Origin of the sequence: Erwinia sp. PsM31, from assembly GCF_030433775.1 — a bacterium.
GTDB lineage: Bacteria > Pseudomonadota > Gammaproteobacteria > Enterobacterales > Enterobacteriaceae > Erwinia > Erwinia aeris.
The window spans coordinates 1-16521 of the sequence record NZ_JARUWZ010000023.1 but is presented as its reverse complement, the minus strand read 5'-3'; the positions used below and the strand labels follow the sequence as shown (position 1 = coordinate 16521).

The window sequence follows — 16521 nt, the reverse complement described above, 5'->3', positions numbered from 1 at the left end:
TCAGGAAGAACATGAACAATGAAAGATATTAGTTTAAATACTTGGATTGATGAAAGCTTGCCTAAATTCGAGCTTTTAGGAAAACATGTGGCATTTATTGTGGAAAATCTTTTACAGCAAAATGGAATAGATTATCTTTCAGTGAGCTATAGAACGAAAACAAAGGAAGGTGTTATAGAAAAAATAGGCAGGAAAAATTATAAGAATCCAATTGAGGAGTTGACTGATATATCAGGTGTTAGGGTTATATTATACTTGGAGTCCGATATTGGCAAAGTAAGTGATGTCATTAAGTCTACTTTCAATATAGATTTTAAAAATAGCGTAGATAATGAGGGTAGGCTCTCATCTGATAAAGTGGGCTACAGATCAGTCCATTATGTTTGTGATATTGGAGAAAAAAGAAATGCTTTGAAAGAGTACGAGTATATATCTGGATTAACCTGTGAAATTCAGGTTAGAACCATGTTGCAACATGCATGGGCAGAGTTAACTCATGATCGAAATTATAAGCTTGGTACAAATTTACCTTTACAGATTCAGCGTAAAATAAACTTGTTTTCTGGTATGCTTGAAATAGCTGACGAAGGTTTCTCTGAAATTGTTAACTCCATTGAGGAATATAAAGAATCCATTAGGAATAATGATTTAGAACAGTTATTCTCTCAAGAAATCAACTCAATAAATCTTTTTAAGTTTGTTCAGGAAATAACCAAGGATATAGGTTTGAACTTAGAGCCTGTTAAAGATTGGGGAGGGTCAACGACAAAAGATGTTATTGATGAATTAAAGTACTCTGAGCTTGATGATTTCAAGCTGATAGCTGATGCTATTCCTGATAATTATGTTGAAGTATGTAATGAATATTTTCCAGAGAATAACATCTATGGTTTCCTTCGCGACATCATGCTTATAAAAAACTTTGATGGCTTGAGCCGTAAAGAGCCTCTTAACTGGGCGTTGGTTGGCGATGAGGACGGAGAAGAAGCTGATAAAGCTAGAGAATATTATTCCCACTTCATGCCAGAAGATGAAGCAATGAGGTTAGTTCGAACATTTGCGGTCAATGATTAATAAAAATTATCTTTTGAGATTAGATTTAAGAAAAAGGCCACCGTGAAGGTGGCCTTTCCTCTTAAAGTACTAACTGTTCTGGACGGCATTCATAGAGCTTCGCAAGCCGTTCACGAGTCTTCTTCTGTGGCTTACTCTCCGCACGTTCTAATTGAGAGATAGCACTCTGAGTAGTACCTAACTTCTCAGCAACATCATATTGGCTCAAGCCACGATGGATACGCCAGGCAGCTTGTAAACTCACATCCTGTTCAACCATGATGTTTACTACGGCACCAGGTACTGTTTCGTCATCATCTGGGCCAGCTTCAATAGGTATACTCTCCCATTCGCCTTCAGCGTCTGAGAGAAGCTTTTCGTACTCTGCTACAGGAAGCACCACAAATTGCGGTTTACCTGCTTCATCATAAATGTACTGTTTTGACATAGTTTATCCGGGTATCTATGCGGTTAATGTCATGGAGCATAATCGGCGGGTTGCCCCGCCTTGTATCAGTAAGTCTTCGATGTTCTGCGTGTCACTTCTTCGATCCTTAGTACTACCGGCTCACCATCTATCAATTCAAAGATTACCCTGTAGTCACCAACACGTAACCGGTACTGGTTAGCGGTATCTTGTAACTTTTTTATGTCTAAGGTCACAAGAGGGAAGGTTACTAACTGCTTAGTCTTCTCGTTAATGGCTTTCCGGTAGCGGCTATCGATCTTAGCCAGGTGCTTAAGTGCACGCTTAGACCAAACCACTTCAACCATTATGCCCCCAAATTTTAAAGAACATATCCCGCTTGGGATGATTAGATTATTGATCAACTATCTAATCATATCAAGATCGTTTTTCTAATTACCTAATCAATGGCTAATTATTGAACATGAGGGGTATAGAGACTTGCAGAAATGTGTTTATGTGATGCGTACATATTGTGATTTTGATCTGATAAAATACCACATGTAGTGTTTTTCGAAATCGTATGAGGTTAAAATACAGCCTTACATTACTGGAGGGCAGTAAATGGGTAAAAACCAGCACGTGATTCCTCATAACGGTGAGTGGGCGGTAAAAGGGGCAGGTAATACAAGAGCTACCTCAGTACATGGTACACAGCAACAAGCGATTGATGCAGCTCGTGCCATTGCACAAAACCAAGGTAGTGAATTGCTGATTCATGGACGCGATGGTCAAATCCGTGCAAAAGACTCGCACGGCAAAGATCCGTTTCCCCCTAAAGGGTAGATAAAGCAATAAATCAAAAAGAGCCGTAGGCTCTTTTTTAATATTAATCAAATGGTTAATCTAAAAGAAAAATGTTCCCATTGATTCTTTTATGCGTCCTTTCGTTTTTAGCACAGGTACCAGGAGCCTAATGAGGGAAAGCCCCTGAAGGAACTTATAATGAGTACAGCAACCCTTATGCCAACCTGACTTCTAATCGGGATACACAACAAAGATGGTTACTCTGCTCTTCAAACTTAGCGTCTTTGATTAAAGCTTAGTTGGCATTCAGGAAATTTCCTGAACCTCCTCGCATTTCTGATGCAATTTCAATAACAAAGTCAGAATTGATCTTAGCGCTGCCCCTTGCCTGATGCGGGCTGGCGGGATTTTGTAAATAAGCACGCCTGGTATCTTCAGGCGCTGGCAGCGTTAAAGTTGATTCTGCGTGCGGCAGAATCTTTAAAATTTTAAACAAATGATGTAACACTGATAAACTCACTCTGCTGATTGTTATATTTATGGAATGAATTAATTGTGAACTATTTCAAAGTTAGCGCGCTTGCCGCGCTTTTACCCGTTTGTTTTACCGCTGGCGTAGCTCATGCTAATCCGTTAACGCTTGGCGCCTCGGTGATTTACAGCCAAAGCCCTTACAAAGGTGGTGACGATCGTTATTACCCGGTACCGGTCATTAACTATGAAGGCGACAGCTTTTATGTGCGCAGCCTGACGGCGGGCTACTACCTCTGGAAAGATTCACAGGATCAGCTGTCGCTGACGGTGTTGGGCTCGCCGCAGAACTTCGATCCCGATGATACCGACAATAAACAGCTGAAAGCGCTGGATAAGCGTCATATGACGCTGATGGGCGGCCTGGCTTATCGCCATACGGCTGACTGGGGTACGATCAGGACGGTGCTGGCTGGCGATATGCTGGATAACAGCGACGGCTATATCTGGGATCTGACTTATCTCTACAGCTTCCACTTCGGCGATTTCAGCCTGACGCCGGGCATCGGCGCGCTCTACAGCAGCGAAAACCAGAACGATTACTATTATGGCGTTTCTAAGAATGAATCGCGCCGTAGCGGATTGCGCAGCTACGAGGCCGACGACAGCTGGAACCCTTACCTGGAGCTGACGGCTGCCTGGTCGATTAATCAGAGCTGGAACGCCACGGTTGCCGGTCGCTATACGCGCCTGAGCGACGAGGTCAAAGACAGCCCGATGGTGGACAAAGATTCTCAGGTCAGCGTCTGGACCGGCATCAGCTACACCTTTTAATTAAGGCTGCATCATAAAAGGGCGCTCAGCGCCCTTTTGCATCATGATGGCGATCTGAAACAGTGCAGGAGGGCATGATGACCAAAACCGTAACTTTCTCCGACCAGAGCGTACCGGCTATCGGCCAGGGAACCTGGTATATGGGCGAGGAAAGCAGCAAGCGAGGCCAGGAAGTCGCGGCATTGCAGGCCGGCCTTGAGCACGGGCTGAAGCTGATTGATACCGCTGAAATGTATGCGGACGGCGGCGCGGAAGAGGTGGTAGGCGAAGCGCTGCGCGGCCGTCGCGACAGCGCCTGGCTGGTTTCAAAAGTTTATCCGTGGAACGCGGGCGTAGTGGATGCCGTAGAAGCCTGCGAACGCAGCTTACGTCGTCTGCAAACTGACTATCTCGATCTTTATCTTCTCCACTGGCGCGGCACTGTTCCGCTGGAAGAAACCATCACGGCGATGGAAAAGCTACAGCAGGCAGGCAAAATTCGACGCTGGGGCGTGTCAAATTTTGACAGTAGCGACTTAAAAGAACTGTTGGCCGAAGAGGGGGGCAACGCCTGCGCGGCTAATCAGGTGCTTTACCATCTGGCTTCGCGCGGCATTGAATATGATTTATTGCCGGACTGCCAGCAGCATGCGATCCCGGTAATGGCCTATTGCCCTTTGGCGCAGGCTGGCCGACTGCGGCACGATTTGCTGACCCATCCTGTTCTGAACAATATTGCACAACAAAAGGGCATTACGACGGCGCAGCTGCTGCTGGCCTGGGTTATTCGCAAAGAAGGCGTGATGGCGATCCCTAAAGCCAGTTCGCTGCAGCACGTGGCTGAAAACGCCGCCGCGCTGGAAGTTGTGTTAAGCAATGAGGAGCTGGCGTTAATCAACGAAGCTTTCCCGCCGCCCAATCGCAAAATGCCGCTGGACGTGGTGTAGAACCGCAGGCGGGCATTGGGCCCGCCGTCTTCACTAAGCGCGTTTACGCACTTTAATCGTGGTTGCCAGCCGGGCCGGAGACTCGCCCGCGCTGACCATGGGCTGCGTCACGTGAGCCGTTTCCACGCATACCATGCTTTTATAGCCTTCGTTTGCCATATCGCTCATGCTGCACGAAAGCGCCGGGCCGGGATTCCAGGTGACAACGTCACTATGATAGTGATGATAAACCTCTATGAGCCTGTTACCCGCCGTATCGTGGATAGTGCTGCAATCTTCCGGCTGGGTAAATATGCGATCGACGCGGTCAGGATAGGTTTGCCTGCCGTTTTCGGCACGGCCTTCAGCATTCTCTTTTACCTTATCGATATAAGGCTGACCCAGGCCGCTCACCTCTACGCCCGCGATATCCTCAACGGCAAAGTAAGTGTGCAGGGCACCGGTGGCCTCAAAGTCGCCGTGCGCTTCCAGCTCAATTTCACAGCGATCGCTGAAGCGGAAACGGGCAAACAGCGTAAAATCGTGCGGCCAGAATTTTTTCGTCTGCTCGCTGCTTTCCAGCGTCAGCGTCAGCATCACGCTTTCTTCGTTCTCGTCGTGCGCCGACAGCGTCCAGGGCAGCGAGCGGGCAAAGCCGTGCGCCGGTTCGCCGGCCGGGCCAAACCATGGCCAGCAGACGGGCACGCCGCCGCGAATGGCTTTGCCGGACGTCCACGCCGTTTTCTCACTCAGCCAGATAACCGGTTTCTCGCCGCTGGGCTGCCAGGCAACCAGCTGCGCGCCCTGCAGCGTCACCGCCGCGCGCACCTTCGGATGCGCGATAACTACTACGGGCAGCTCGCCCATTAAGCGCAGTGAAATATAGGGCGTGATTTGGTCGGCTACGGGCAGCGAAAAAAGTTTTTCGTTCATCGGAGCTCCTGTTATTCAGCGAAAAAAAAGGGCGACCGCAGTCGCCCTCAGAATCAGCTAATCGCGATTATTTTGCGATATGTGCGATCAGATCCAGAACCTTGTTAGAGTAACCGGTTTCGTTATCGTACCAGGAAACCAGCTTAACAAAGGTGTCGCTCAGTGCGATACCGGCTTTAGCATCGAATACGGAAGTCAGGGTTTCGCCGTTGAAATCGGTAGAAACCACTTCGTCTTCGGTATAGCCCAGGATGCCTTTCAGCTCGCCTTCAGCCGCTGCCTTGATAGCTTCACAAATTTCTTTGTAAGAAGCAGGCTTAGCCAGACGCGCGGTCAGGTCAACCACGGAAACGTTAGGAGTAGGTACGCGGAAAGCCATACCGGTCAGTTTGCCGTTCAGCTCAGGGATCACTTTACCTACCGCTTTAGCTGCGCCGGTAGAAGATGGGATGATGTTCTGAGATGCGCCACGGCCGCCGCGCCAGTCTTTGTGAGACGGGCCGTCAACGGTTTTCTGGGTAGCGGTGGTAGCGTGAACGGTGGTCATCAGCGCTTCAACGATGCCGAACTTGTCGTTGATAACTTTTGCCAGCGGTGCCAGGCAGTTGGTGGTGCAGGATGCGTTAGACACGATTTCCTGGCCAGCATACGCCTTGTGGTTAACACCCATAACGAACATTGGGGTGTCATCTTTGGAAGGACCGGTCAGAACAACTTTCTTCGCGCCAGCCTGGATGTGTTTACGAGCGGTTTCGTCGGTCAGGAAGATACCTGTTGCTTCGGCAACCACGTCAACACCGACTTCGTCCCACTTCAGGTTAGCTGGATCTCTTTCAGCGGTAACACGGATGGTTTTGCCGTTAACAACCAGATGGCCATCTTTAACTTCTACGGTGCCGTCGAAACGACCGTGAGTAGAGTCATACTTCAGCATGTAAGCCATGTACTCGGCGTCCAGCAGATCGTTGATTGCAACGATTTCTACGTCAGAACGCTGCTGAGCAGCACGGAAAACGATGCGACCGATGCGGCCAAAACCGTTGATACCTACTTTGATAGTCATATATTCCACCAGCTGTTGTTAGTGAATAAAAGGTTGGCTGTAAAATTACAAAAACCTTATCAGGCGTCAAGCGGAATCGCTTCAATAGTTGCGACAAATCAAACCCTGGAGCAGGAATAATCGCCTGAAAACGCCTTCCGCGACGAGCGTCTTACCTTTAGTTTGGGGCATTCGGCCCGAATATAAAGGGGTCGGGATTTTAAAGGGTGATCCAGGTCACAATTTCATTGCCTGCTTACTTTCAGACTCCGCCTGAGCATGAAAAATCCCCTGACGTTGTTATGCATTTGTTAGAATGTAGAAATCTTCAGACCACTTTGCCAGAGATACCTGATATGGCCGAACGCCCACTGAAACCTGAAACCGATCTAAACGAAATGCAGCGCTACGTCACTCAGCAGCGCGGGACAGAGCCGCCGTACTCCGGCAAGCTGCTGCATAACAAGCACGAAGGGATTTATCACTGCCTCGTTTGCAACTCGCCGCTGTTTCTGTCCGGCACCAAGTATGATTCCGGCTGCGGCTGGCCGAGTTTTTATCAGCCCTACAGCGATGACGCCATCCGCTATCTGGAAGATGACTCGCACGGGATGCAGCGAATCGAGATCCGTTGCGGTACCTGCGATGCCCATCTGGGGCACGTTTTTCCCGACGGCCCTCAGCCGACAGGTGAGCGCTACTGCGTCAATTCCGCTTCATTAAGTTTCACCGATGAAGATGGCACTCAGATTAAAGGATAGACGTTATGGAGCTGGATGAGATCATTGCTGCCATGACGCCCGAGGTTTATCAGCGTCTGGCTACGGCGGTAGAAACCGGTAAATGGGCCGACGGCGTGGCCCTGACACCGGAGCAGAAAGAGAATAGCCTGCAGCTGGTGATGCTATGGCAGGCGCGTCACAACGACGAGCCGCAGCATATGAGCGTGGGCAAGGGCGGCGAGATGGTGACCAAAAGCAAGAAACAGCTGAAAGAGGAATTTGGCATCGATGACGACATCACGCCTATCAGGCTGCACTAACATCGTTGATATCGTGATAAAGCCCGGCTACGTATTGAGAACCGGGCGAGCAGGCCCTCTTAGCATGGTGACTAAAAGCTGCATGGATGCGACGCCGAACGAGGCAGCGTCTGCGGCGCGGTTTAAATAATGACTGCGCCTTTAGCCGCCATTTCTGCCAGCGCGATTTCACTGTCCTGCGGTGACAGGTTTACGCCCCGACAGCCTGCGGCGACGACCTGAACCTGATAACCGAGCGCCAGCGCGTCCAGCACGCTGTATTTTACACAGTAGTCCGTCGCCAGGCCCATCATCGTCAGGCTGGTGACGCCCCGACTTTTCAGCCAGCTATCCAGCCTTGTTTTGTTGCGGTGGCCGTTATCGAAAAATGCGCTATAGCTGTCGATAAGCGGCTGCTCGCCTTTATAAATCTGTGTGGTCAGATAGCGCCGATCCAGCTCAGGGTGCAGCTCTGCGCCTGCGCTATGCTGCACGCAATGATCCGGCCACCCTATTTGCGGCAGGCCGTCCAGTTCGCCCAGCGTGCCCACCGACTGCCCCGACACTGACGCAAAGCTGCCGTGGTTAGCCGGATGCCAGTCCAGCGTTGCCACCACCGGCCGCTGAAGCCGATGAAATTCTGCCGCATATTGGTTAGCGACGGCAAGGGTGCTGTCGCCGTCCTTCACGGCCAGCGCGCCGCCGGGGCAAAAATCATTTTGCAGATCGATCAGGATCAGGGCCTGGTTCATGCTTATCTCACTTTTCGTCAGGAGTCAGCTCACCGCGCAAATTCACCTGCATTTGCTGGCGAACTTCATCGCTGGAAAGGTTCTGGCTGAGCAGGAAGTGCAGCTTGGTCAGCGTTGCCTCCACGGTCATATCGTAGCCGCTTACCACGCCCGCCAGCGCCAGCGCGTTCCCCGTCGCATAGCCGCCCATGTTTACCTTGCCGGACATACATTGCGTCAGGTTCACCACGACAATGCCGCGATCGGAAGCTTCTTGCAGCTCTTTCAGGAAAGCCGGATTCTGCGGCGCGTTGCCAACCCCGTAGGAGCGCAGGATCAGCGCTTTTACCGGCTGGCGCAGGAAGTTGCTCACCACGTCGGCAGAAATTCCCGGATAGATCGTGACGACGCCGACAGGCTGAGGCGTAATTGAGCGCACAATGAGCGGTCCCTGGCCGCCAGGAGCCGGAGGCGTGTTCAGACGACGAATATGGATACCCGCTTCCAGTAGCGGCGCCAGGTTAGGCGAGGCGAAAGCGTTAAAGCCGTCGGCATGGGCTTTAGTGGTGCGGTTACCGCGATAAAGCTGATTATTGAAGAAAAGGGCGACTTCATTAATGGGATAGTTAGCCGCGACAAACAGCGAATTAAGCAGGTTTTGCTGACCGTCGGAACGCAGCTCCGCCAGTGGGATCTGTGACCCTGTCACAATTACCGGCTTGGCCAGGTTTTCCAGCATAAAAGAGAGCGCGGAGGCGGTAAATGCCATGGTATCGGTGCCGTGCAGGATCACGAAACCGTCGTAGTTGTCATAATTAGCCTGAATATCATCCGCAATCGTTTGCCAGTCCTGCGGCGTCATATCGGAAGAGTCGATCAGCGGCTGGTACTCGTGAATAGTAAAATCCGGCATTTCGGCACGATGGAATTCCGGCATCTTCGCCAGCTGATTTTGCAGATGACCAGAAACGGGCACATAGCCATGCTCGGAACGCTGCATCCCGATGGTGCCGCCGGTATAGGCTACATAGATGGATTTTTTTTGCATGTGATTACTCAGGCTTGAAAAAGAGGGCAGTATAAGGGGAAAAACCGGGAAAAGCAGCCCGACCAGCGGGCTGCTTTCGGCTTATTTGACCTGGCTACAGGTCAGGCAGAACGCATAGCGGTTCTGCGGGTCGTTCAGGTTGTCGAGCAGGCCCGGCTGATTTTTCATCGCGGCCATTACGTCATACATTGGCGCAGGCAGATACGCTTGCAGCGCCTCGGGCAGCGCCGCACGTGCGGATGCGTCCATCTGGCTGAACAGCAGATCCATAAAGCCAGGCTCATCCTGATACCAGTTCAGCTGGTATTGCTTGAGATGCGCCAGCTCCGCCGCCTTCGCCACCGCGTCGTCGAAGTCGCCCAGCGCGTCGACCAGGCCATTGCTTTTGGCGTCGCTGCCTGTCCAGACGTGGCCCTGAGCGATTTGATCGATCTGCTCCGGCGTTTTGCCCCGCGAGCTGGCTACCAGACCCAGGAAGTTTTTATAGCCGTTTTCAATGCTCAGCTGCATCAGCTGCTGCACTTCCGACGGCAGTGCTTTGGTCGTCGTCACGTCCGCCAGCGGCGAAGTCGCCACGCCGTCGGTATGGACGCCAATCGCATCCAGCGAGTTTTCAACCGTATTGATCACCCCGAAGATACCGATAGAGCCGGTCAGCGTGCTCGGGCTGGCAATAATGTAATTCGCCGGCGTAGAGATCCAGTAGCCGCCGGAAGCCGCCATACCGCCCATCGACACCACCACCGGCTTGCCTGCCGCTTTGGCCGCCGCCAGCTCCTCACGAATGGTTTCAGACGCGCTGACGCTGCCGCCAGGGCTGTTGACGCGCAGAATAATCGCCTTGACCTTGTCATCCAGGCGCGCCTTGCGAATAGCCAGCGCGGTGGTATCGCCGCCGACGTTGCCCGGCGTTTCCTCGCCGTCCATGATCGCGCCGTTAGCCATGATGACGGCAATATTGCCGTTGGCCACCGGTTTGTCCTTCAGCGGGTAATCGTAGATGCTGGTGCCGTTAAAGTCCTGCGCCTGCTTGTCCCAGCCGAAAACTTTGCCCAGCTGCGCATCCACGACTGAACGAGAAGCCAGTTCATCCACCAGTTTGTTATCTTTTGCATAGCGCGCGGTATCGCCGCCTACTTTCTGCAGGCCATCAAGCACGCCCTGTGCGCCCGGGAACAGCTGCTGCGGCGTTACCTGGCGATTGGCAGCGACAGTATTAAGATAGTTTTGCCACAGCTCGCCAATCCAGCGGCTGTCCGCATCACGCGCGGCAGGCGACATATCATCGCGCAGGAAAGGCTCTACCGCCGACTTATAGGTGCCGACGCGGAAAACATGCGAGCTGACCTTCAGCTTGTCCAGCAGCGTTTTGTAGTAAAGCCCGTTGGTGGCGAAACCGTGTAAATCGACCGTGCCCTGCGGCGACAGATAGATCTTATTGGCGAAGCTGGCGAGGTAGTATTGCGCCTGGCTGTAGCTGTCGCCCGTGGCGTAAATCTGTTTGCCGCTGTCGCGGAATTCGCGCAGCGCTTTGCCCATATAGCTCAGCGAGGGCTGATCGGCCCCGGCGAAATCGCGCAGATCGAGCACCATGCCGGTAATATTGGCATCGCTTTTCGCCTGGCGAATCGCGTCCACGACGTCAAACAGCGAATTCTCTTTCAGCCGATCGCTGCTGGTGCCAAGCAGCTGGCGGCCAATCTTGCTGAGCTTATTGCTGACCGAAGGCTTGTCGACAATCACACCGGCAAGGTCGACCACCAGCGCGCCTTTCTGCGTTTCCACAGGCGCGGAAGATTTGGTGAACTGAAAATAGACCACGGCGCAGATCAAAATCAGCAGCACCAGGAAAAGATTAAGAATAAATTCCCGAATAAAATTCAGCAGGCGCCAGGCCCATTTAAAAACGCCAGCGATCGCTCGCCACAAAGTGCGCATAGTCTCTCCATAATCGCGATAATAAACCCGGAAAATCGACGGAAACCAGCCCGTGCCGGGTCGGGATGGTGACATCCTAAAGAGCAGGGGCAAACTTGTCAGCAGGAAAAAGCGGAATGCTGTAACAAATCATCATCCTGTGCTAGCTTCAGCTGCTCAGCATTCTTATCAGGAGTAAGTTATGGACGCACTGGATCTGGTAGTCAACCGTCGTTCCGCCTCACGTTTAAGCGAACCTGCGCCCGCCGGAGAAGCGCTGGAAAATATCATCCGCGCCGGGATGCGCGCGCCCGATCACGGCACGCTGCAACCGTGGCGTTTTATTGTTGTAGAGAACGAAGGACGCGACCGCTTCAGCCAGCTGCTGGAAAAAGCCGCGCGTGACGACAATATGGAGCCGAAAGCGATTGAGAAGGCTAAACAGTCGCCATTTCGCGCGCCGATGATTATCACCGTGGTGGCCCATTGTGAAGAGCACCATAAGGTGCCGCGTTGGGAACAGGTGGTGTCCGCCGGCTGCGCGGTGATGGCGATGCAGATGGCAGCCGTGGCGCAAGGTTTTAACGGCATCTGGCGCAGCGGCGCCTGGACCGAGCATCAGGCCGTGCGCGAGGCGTTTAACTGCCGCGAGCAGGACGCAATCGTCGGCTTTCTTTATTTAGGCACGCCGCAGTTGAAATCCTCCACCACGCTTGTTCCGCCCGATACAACGCCTTTTGTCAGCTATTTCTGACAGATTGTCACCTTCAAAAAAGGCAGAATAGTCGCCTGACCGTCATTTTGCCGGGATAATAAGCGAACGGACGGTGAAACGCTTATCACCGTCTGTTGAAAACGCTACCATCTACCCACTGTTATCCCCTGAAGGAAGCCATCGCCGGATGCGTTTGTTTATTGCCGAAAAACCCAGCCTCGCTCGCGCGATTGCGGACGTTCTACCCAAGCCGCATCGTCGGGGCGACGGCTATATCGCCTGCGGCAGCGATGATGTAGTGACCTGGTGCGTCGGTCACCTGCTGGAGCAGGCGCAGCCCGACAGCTACGATAGCCGCTATGCGCGCTGGTCGCTGGCCGACCTGCCTATCGTGCCGGAAAAATGGCGCCTCCAGCCGCGTCCTTCCGTAGCAAAGCAGCTTAACGTCATTAAAACGCTGTTGGAGAAAGCCAGCGACGTGGTACACGCGGGCGACCCGGACAGAGAAGGGCAGCTGCTGGTGGACGAAGTACTGGACTATCTGGCGCTGCCGCCGCAGAAGCGCGAGCGGGTACAGCGCTGCCTGATCAACGATCTGAACCCACAGGCTGTTTCAAGGGCGATAGATCGTCTGCGGGAGAACCGCGAATTTATCCCTCTGTGCGTATCGGCGCTGGCGCGGGCGCGGGCGGACTGGCTTTACGGCATCAATATGACCCGCGCCTATACGCTGCTGGGCCGTAATGCCGGTTACGATGGCGTGCTGTCGGTCGGGCGCGTGCAGACGCCGGTGCTTGGGCTGGTGGTACGGCGCGATGAAGAGATCGAGAATTTCGTGCCGAAAGATTTCTTTGAGGTAAAGGCGCATATCGTCACGCTGAAGGATGAGCGCTTTGTCGCTACCTGGCAGCCGAGCGAAGCCTGCGAGCCGCATCAGGATGAAGAGGGACGGCTGCTTAATCGCCAGCTCGCCGAGCACGTAGTCGCGCGTATCGGCGGCCAGCCAGCGCACGTGACCAGCTATAACGACAAGCGCGAGAACGACACCGCGCCGCTGCCTTTCTCGCTTTCTTCTTTACAGATAGAAGCGGCCAGGCGCTTTGGCCTGAGCGCGCAAACGGTGCTGGATACCTGTCAGAAGCTTTATGAAACGCATAAGCTCATCACCTATCCGCGTTCGGACAGCCGCTATCTGCCCGATGAGCATTTTGCCGGCAGGCATGCTGTGCTCAACGCCATCAATGCGCATCAGCCAGAACTCACGCCGCCAGCCGATTTTGACAGCGATCGCCGCAACCGCTGCTGGGATGATAAGAAGGTGGATGCGCACCACGCTATTATTCCTACGGCGCGCAGCGGGCAGGTCAGGCTGACGGAAAACGAAGCGAATATTTATCGCCTGATCGCCACGCAGTATCTGATGCAGTTCTGTCCCGATGCCATTTACCGTAAATGCGTGATCGAGCTGGACATCGCGGGCGGGAAATTTATCGCTAAAGCGCGCTTTCTTGCCGAAGCGGGCTGGCGCGCGCTGCTGGGCAGCAAAGAGCGGGACGAGGAAAACGACGGCACGCCGCTGCCCGTAGTGGCGAAAGGCGATGAGCTATTGTGCGAAAGCGGAGAGGTGGTCAGCAAGCAGACTCAGCCGCCTCGTGCCTTTACCGATGCCACGCTGTTATCGGCCATGACCGGCATCGCGCGATTTGTTCAGGATAAAGATCTAAAGAAAGTGCTGCGTGCGACCGATGGTTTAGGAACAGAGGCGACGCGCGCCGGGATTATCGAACTGCTGTTTAAACGCGCTTTCCTGATTAAGAAAGGGCGTTACATCAATGCGACTCCCGCCGGGCGCGCGCTGATCCACTCGCTGCCGGAAATGGCGGCGCGTCCGGATATGACCGCCCAGTGGGAATCCACGCTGACCAAAATCAGTGAGAAGCAGTGTCGCTACCAGGACTTTATGCAGCCGCTGGTGGGGACGCTCTATACTCTGATCGATCAGGCGCGACAGCAGCCCGCTGCGCACGCGTTCCGTGGCCTTCCATCACCGGCGGGTAACCGTAAAAAGCCGCAGCGTAAGGCGGCGAAAGCGAAGGGGAATTAAGCGATGAAAAGCATTTTAGTCACGGTCGCGCTGCTGTTTTGTGCTCCGCTGTATGCGGCAGGCGGCATGCATCTCAGCACCGGCCACGGCGATTATGAGCAGGAACCGCCGCAGGGCGGCGGCGTCAATGCCGATGTGATGGTGGATATGCCGCCGGAAGCGTGGACGCAGGGGCAGAACAATCAGCCGCCGTGCCTGCGCTGCTGTACCTATCAAAATCGCAGCTATACGGAAGGCTCGGTAGTGAAGATGGAAGGCGTGCTGTTGCAGTGCAGCCGCGATGAAAAATCTTACGGCACCAATAATCTGATTTGGCAGACCATTAAGTAATCTGTGCGAGCCAGGCGGCCAGCAAGGGAATATCCGCTGGCGCCAGCTCGTAACGCATTGCTTCCTGCGGCAAACACCAGGCGAGCGCCTGATGACAGTTAAGCCCGGGTTCACCGGTAAAGGCTTCTACCAGCCAGGCGTGCAGATGGATCTGCCGCCCGCTGACTTCCCGGCTTTCGCTGGCGATATAGCCACCGATAGCGGCCTCAATGCCCAGCTCCTCTTTCAGTTCCCTTTGCAGCGCCTGAGGCTGGCTTTCGCCTGCCTCCACTTTGCCGCCCGGAAACTCCCACAGGCCGGCCTGATCGCCATGCGGGCCGCGCTGCGCCAGCAAAATTTTCCCCTGACGTACAATCAGCGCGGCCACTACGTCAAGCCGTTCAGCCGCCATCAGAAGCGGAATTCGGCCCAGACGGGCGCGTGGTCGGAAGGCTTTTCCATGCTGCGGATATCGTAATCAATGCCGGTTGCTACGCAGCGCTCGGCCAGCGGCTGGCTTGCCAGCAGCAGATCGATACGCAGGCCCCGGTTGTCATCGAAGCCCTTAGAACGGTAATCGAACCACGAGAAGCGATCGTTGATGTCAGAATTCTGCGCGCGCCAGGTGTCGACCAGGCCCCAGTTCAGCAGGCGATCCATCCATTCCCGCTCTTCCGGCAGGAAGGAACATTTGCCGGTGCGCAGCCAGCGCTTGCGGCTCTCTTCGCCGATACCGATATCCAGATCGGTCGTGCTGATATTCATATCGCCCATAATCAGTACAGGATTACCGGGCTGGTGCTCCTGCTCCAGATAGCTTTGCAGATCGCGGTAAAACTTCTCTTTTGCCGGGAATTTTGTCGCATGATCGCGGCTCTCGCCCTGAGGGAAGTAGCCGTTGATCACGGTAATATTGCCGATTGGGCTGGCGATATCCGCCATAATCAGGCGGCGCTGCGCATCCTCATCGTCACCGGGAAAACCGCGACGTACCGCTACCGGCTCGCTTTTAGTCAGCAGCGCGACGCCGTAGTGGCCTTTCTGTCCGTGGTAAAACACGTTGTAGCCCAGGCTGGCGACTTCTTCGAGCGGAAACATGTCATCGTGGACTTTGGTTTCCTGTAGCCCGATGACGTCCGGCTGGTGCTGCTCGACGAGCGCGGCAAGCTGATGAGGGCGGGCGCGCAGCCCGTTGATATTAAAAGAGACGAATTTCATAACTGCACCCGGTGGCGGGAAAAAAGATGTGCGGATGGTAGCAGAATCGGGCGCGGGCTGTCATTAACGCGCTTTTACTCTATCGACAGACAGGCTTATCTTCAGAGCAGAGGCGAGTTTGTCAAAAAAAAGAGTGGCGTCGTGTTTTCGGTTATTCTATCTTCACTCGAATCGTTCGATCCGCACCATTTATCCCATGAGGAACGTCTATGTTAAGTTTTACCGCCAATCAGGCTAAAACGCAGTTTGGTGATTTGATGACCAAAGCACAGCGCGAGCCAGTCAGCATAACCCGTAACGGTCGTCCTGCCGTTGTTGTTGTTTCTGCCGCAGATTATGAGGTCATCGAACAGCTGAAACTGGAAGCCTTACGCACAAGGTTGGCCCATTCGATTGCGCAGATGGAAGCCGGCCAGGTTCAGGATGGCGAAGCCGTATTTGATGAGCTCATGAAGGATTTGTAATGGGAAAGTATACGCTTACGGATGATGCAAAGCAGGACGTGGAAGAGATTAAAGCTTATTCAATGGAGACCTGGAACCGTGAAACTGCAAAGGCGTATTTGACAGGGATGCGTCTTGCTATACAAAGGCTTGCGGATAATCCCGGCATTGGCGAAGACGCCAGTGATAATACCTGGCCGGGAGTGCGTAGCTGGCCTTATGAGAGACACTATATCTTTTTCGTGCCGAACCCTGAAGGGGTGACCGTGGTCGGCATTCTTCATCAATCCCGCTTGCCAAAGGCATTTAAAAAACGCGCGCCGTGACTTTATTGATACATCTTTACAGGATTAGGCCGAAGCTTCTCATCCTTCCCCGTGGGGGATCTGGAAGATTGTGCTTAAACATTGGGATTCAAAGAGGTCTGAAATGGTGGTGCTGAGGTTGGCATCGTGCGGGAAGGATTCACGTCACTGCGTTCCGTGCCCTGCGGGTCAAACCTTCGAGGTCGAAGCTTCTCATCCTTCCCCGTGGGGGATCTGGAAGATTGTGCTTAAACATTGG

21 protein-coding genes are annotated in these 16521 nt (G+C 53.4%); 11 read left to right on the top strand and 10 right to left on the bottom strand.

Annotated elements, in window-relative coordinates; genetic code table 11:
• The first annotated feature begins 18 nt into the window (after nt 1-18).
• A complete protein-coding gene (locus QCD69_RS16305) occupies nt 19-1074 on the top strand; it encodes a GTP pyrophosphokinase (RefSeq protein ID WP_301252755.1) in 1056 nt (351 codons plus the stop codon).
• A 61-nt stretch (nt 1075-1135) separates the two neighbouring features.
• On the opposite strand, the gene QCD69_RS16300 is transcribed toward QCD69_RS16305, so the two are convergent.
• Together QCD69_RS16300 and QCD69_RS16295 are read right to left on the bottom strand one after the other, a co-directional pair.
• Nucleotides 1136-1501 carry a helix-turn-helix domain-containing protein gene (locus tag QCD69_RS16300; RefSeq protein ID WP_301252754.1) on the bottom strand — a complete coding sequence of 122 codons (366 nt, stop codon included), beginning with the start codon at nt 1499-1501 and terminating at the stop codon, nt 1136-1138.
• A gap of 65 nt (nt 1502-1566) precedes the next feature.
• Nucleotides 1567-1827, bottom strand: a complete 261-nt coding sequence (locus tag QCD69_RS16295; RefSeq protein ID WP_301252753.1) for a type II toxin-antitoxin system RelE family toxin — start codon at nt 1825-1827, stop codon at nt 1567-1569.
• A 256-nt stretch (nt 1828-2083) separates the two neighbouring features.
• On the opposite strand from QCD69_RS16295, the gene QCD69_RS16290 reads away from it, so the two are divergent.
• Nucleotides 2084-2305 carry a DUF2188 domain-containing protein gene (locus QCD69_RS16290; RefSeq protein WP_301252752.1) on the top strand — a complete coding sequence of 74 codons (222 nt, stop codon included), beginning with the start codon at nt 2084-2086 and terminating at the stop codon, nt 2303-2305.
• A 256-nt stretch (nt 2306-2561) separates the two neighbouring features.
• On the opposite strand, the gene QCD69_RS16285 is transcribed toward QCD69_RS16290, so the two are convergent.
• On the bottom strand, nt 2562-2774 hold the full coding sequence (locus QCD69_RS16285; protein WP_253453740.1) for a hypothetical protein: 213 nt from the start codon (nt 2772-2774) through the stop codon (nt 2562-2564).
• 47 nt (nt 2775-2821) lie between these two features.
• Between QCD69_RS16285 and QCD69_RS16280 the strand changes: the two genes are divergently transcribed.
• A complete protein-coding gene (locus QCD69_RS16280) occupies nt 2822-3571 on the top strand; it encodes a MipA/OmpV family protein (protein WP_253453742.1) in 750 nt (249 codons plus the stop codon).
• A 77-nt stretch (nt 3572-3648) separates the two neighbouring features.
• A complete protein-coding gene (locus QCD69_RS16275) occupies nt 3649-4497 on the top strand; it encodes an aldo/keto reductase (RefSeq protein ID WP_301252801.1) in 849 nt (282 codons plus the stop codon).
• A 33-nt stretch (nt 4498-4530) separates the two neighbouring features.
• Here QCD69_RS16275 and QCD69_RS16270 read toward each other — a convergent pair whose 3' ends face one another.
• Nucleotides 4531-5409, bottom strand: a complete 879-nt coding sequence (locus QCD69_RS16270; RefSeq protein ID WP_301252750.1) for a D-hexose-6-phosphate mutarotase — start codon at nt 5407-5409, stop codon at nt 4531-4533.
• A gap of 67 nt (nt 5410-5476) precedes the next feature.
• Entirely contained in the window at nt 5477-6472 is a 996-nt protein-coding gene (gapA, locus tag QCD69_RS16265; protein WP_199746355.1) for a glyceraldehyde-3-phosphate dehydrogenase, read from the bottom strand.
• A 335-nt stretch (nt 6473-6807) separates the two neighbouring features.
• On the opposite strand from gapA, the gene msrB reads away from it, so the two are divergent.
• Together msrB and QCD69_RS16255 are read left to right on the top strand one after the other, a co-directional pair.
• On the top strand, nt 6808-7212 hold the full coding sequence (gene msrB / locus QCD69_RS16260) for a peptide-methionine (R)-S-oxide reductase MsrB (RefSeq protein ID WP_125287764.1): 405 nt from the start codon (nt 6808-6810) through the stop codon (nt 7210-7212).
• Between the two features lie 5 nt (nt 7213-7217).
• Nucleotides 7218-7493, top strand: coding sequence for a YeaC family protein (locus QCD69_RS16255; RefSeq protein WP_253453748.1), 276 nt, complete (start codon nt 7218-7220; stop codon nt 7491-7493).
• 122 nt (nt 7494-7615) lie between these two features.
• Here QCD69_RS16255 and pncA read toward each other — a convergent pair whose 3' ends face one another.
• The 3 genes from pncA to sppA all read right to left on the bottom strand — a co-directional run bounded on the left by pncA (nt 7616) and on the right by sppA (nt 11189).
• A complete protein-coding gene (gene pncA, locus QCD69_RS16250) occupies nt 7616-8224 on the bottom strand; it encodes a bifunctional nicotinamidase/pyrazinamidase (protein ID WP_253453750.1) in 609 nt (202 codons plus the stop codon).
• 7 nt (nt 8225-8231) lie between these two features.
• On the bottom strand, nt 8232-9251 hold the full coding sequence (ansA, locus tag QCD69_RS16245) for an asparaginase (protein WP_253453753.1): 1020 nt from the start codon (nt 9249-9251) through the stop codon (nt 8232-8234).
• A gap of 81 nt (nt 9252-9332) precedes the next feature.
• A complete protein-coding gene (sppA, locus tag QCD69_RS16240; protein WP_301252748.1) occupies nt 9333-11189 on the bottom strand; it encodes a signal peptide peptidase SppA in 1857 nt (618 codons plus the stop codon).
• Between the two features lie 181 nt (nt 11190-11370).
• On the opposite strand from sppA, the gene QCD69_RS16235 reads away from it, so the two are divergent.
• From QCD69_RS16235 to QCD69_RS16225, 3 genes are all read left to right on the top strand, one after another.
• The gene (locus QCD69_RS16235) at nt 11371-11922 is read left to right on the top strand and encodes an NAD(P)H nitroreductase (protein ID WP_301252746.1); all 552 of its coding nucleotides are present in this window, start codon (nt 11371-11373) and stop codon (nt 11920-11922) included.
• 148 nt (nt 11923-12070) lie between these two features.
• Complete coding sequence (locus QCD69_RS16230) at nt 12071-13987, top strand: DNA topoisomerase III (RefSeq protein WP_301252745.1); 1917 nt, start codon at nt 12071-12073, stop codon at nt 13985-13987.
• A 66-nt stretch (nt 13988-14053) separates the two neighbouring features.
• A complete protein-coding gene (locus QCD69_RS16225; RefSeq protein ID WP_369894824.1) occupies nt 14054-14317 on the top strand; it encodes a YnjH family protein in 264 nt (87 codons plus the stop codon).
• On the opposite strand, the gene QCD69_RS16220 is transcribed toward QCD69_RS16225, so the two are convergent.
• Both QCD69_RS16220 and xthA read right to left on the bottom strand, forming a co-directional pair.
• Entirely contained in the window at nt 14310-14708 is a 399-nt protein-coding gene (locus QCD69_RS16220) for a pyrimidine (deoxy)nucleoside triphosphate diphosphatase (RefSeq protein ID WP_253453763.1), read from the bottom strand. The genes QCD69_RS16225 and QCD69_RS16220 overlap by 8 nt on opposite strands.
• Entirely contained in the window at nt 14708-15514 is an 807-nt protein-coding gene (gene xthA / locus QCD69_RS16215; protein ID WP_253453765.1) for an exodeoxyribonuclease III, read from the bottom strand. Before xthA ends, QCD69_RS16220 begins: the two co-directional genes overlap by 1 nt.
• Before the next feature lie 209 nt (nt 15515-15723).
• Between xthA and QCD69_RS16210 the strand changes: the two genes are divergently transcribed.
• Both QCD69_RS16210 and QCD69_RS16205 read left to right on the top strand, forming a co-directional pair.
• A complete protein-coding gene (locus QCD69_RS16210; RefSeq protein WP_253453767.1) occupies nt 15724-15978 on the top strand; it encodes a type II toxin-antitoxin system Phd/YefM family antitoxin in 255 nt (84 codons plus the stop codon).
• Entirely contained in the window at nt 15978-16283 is a 306-nt protein-coding gene (locus tag QCD69_RS16205; protein WP_253453769.1) for a type II toxin-antitoxin system RelE/ParE family toxin, read from the top strand. The genes QCD69_RS16210 and QCD69_RS16205 overlap by 1 nt, the downstream gene beginning before the upstream one ends.
• Nucleotides 16284-16521 lie beyond the last annotated feature (238 nt).

Coding starts and splice junctions, on each gene's coding strand:
- QCD69_RS16305 (WP_301252755.1), top strand. CDS start 19: ATGAAAGATATTAGTTTAAATACTTGGATTGATGAAAGCTTGCCTAAA.
- QCD69_RS16300 (WP_301252754.1), bottom strand. CDS start 1,501: ATGTCAAAACAGTACATTTATGATGAAGCAGGTAAACCGCAATTTGTG.
- QCD69_RS16295 (WP_301252753.1), bottom strand. CDS start 1,827: ATGGTTGAAGTGGTTTGGTCTAAGCGTGCACTTAAGCACCTGGCTAAG.
- QCD69_RS16290 (WP_301252752.1), top strand. CDS start 2,084: ATGGGTAAAAACCAGCACGTGATTCCTCATAACGGTGAGTGGGCGGTA.
- QCD69_RS16275 (WP_301252801.1), top strand. CDS start 3,649: ATGACCAAAACCGTAACTTTCTCCGACCAGAGCGTACCGGCTATCGGC.
- QCD69_RS16270 (WP_301252750.1), bottom strand. CDS start 5,409: ATGAACGAAAAACTTTTTTCGCTGCCCGTAGCCGACCAAATCACGCCC.
- gapA (WP_199746355.1), bottom strand. CDS start 6,472: ATGACTATCAAAGTAGGTATCAACGGTTTTGGCCGCATCGGTCGCATC.
- msrB (WP_125287764.1), top strand. CDS start 6,808: ATGGCCGAACGCCCACTGAAACCTGAAACCGATCTAAACGAAATGCAG.
- QCD69_RS16255 (WP_253453748.1), top strand. CDS start 7,218: ATGGAGCTGGATGAGATCATTGCTGCCATGACGCCCGAGGTTTATCAG.
- pncA (WP_253453750.1), bottom strand. CDS start 8,224: ATGAACCAGGCCCTGATCCTGATCGATCTGCAAAATGATTTTTGCCCC.
- ansA (WP_253453753.1), bottom strand. CDS start 9,251: ATGCAAAAAAAATCCATCTATGTAGCCTATACCGGCGGCACCATCGGG.
- sppA (WP_301252748.1), bottom strand. CDS start 11,189: ATGCGCACTTTGTGGCGAGCGATCGCTGGCGTTTTTAAATGGGCCTGG.
- QCD69_RS16235 (WP_301252746.1), top strand. CDS start 11,371: ATGGACGCACTGGATCTGGTAGTCAACCGTCGTTCCGCCTCACGTTTA.
- QCD69_RS16230 (WP_301252745.1), top strand. CDS start 12,071: ATGCGTTTGTTTATTGCCGAAAAACCCAGCCTCGCTCGCGCGATTGCG.
- QCD69_RS16225 (WP_369894824.1), top strand. CDS start 14,054: ATGCATCTCAGCACCGGCCACGGCGATTATGAGCAGGAACCGCCGCAG.
- QCD69_RS16220 (WP_253453763.1), bottom strand. CDS start 14,708: ATGGCGGCTGAACGGCTTGACGTAGTGGCCGCGCTGATTGTACGTCAG.
- xthA (WP_253453765.1), bottom strand. CDS start 15,514: ATGAAATTCGTCTCTTTTAATATCAACGGGCTGCGCGCCCGCCCTCAT.
- QCD69_RS16210 (WP_253453767.1), top strand. CDS start 15,724: ATGTTAAGTTTTACCGCCAATCAGGCTAAAACGCAGTTTGGTGATTTG.
- QCD69_RS16205 (WP_253453769.1), top strand. CDS start 15,978: ATGGGAAAGTATACGCTTACGGATGATGCAAAGCAGGACGTGGAAGAG.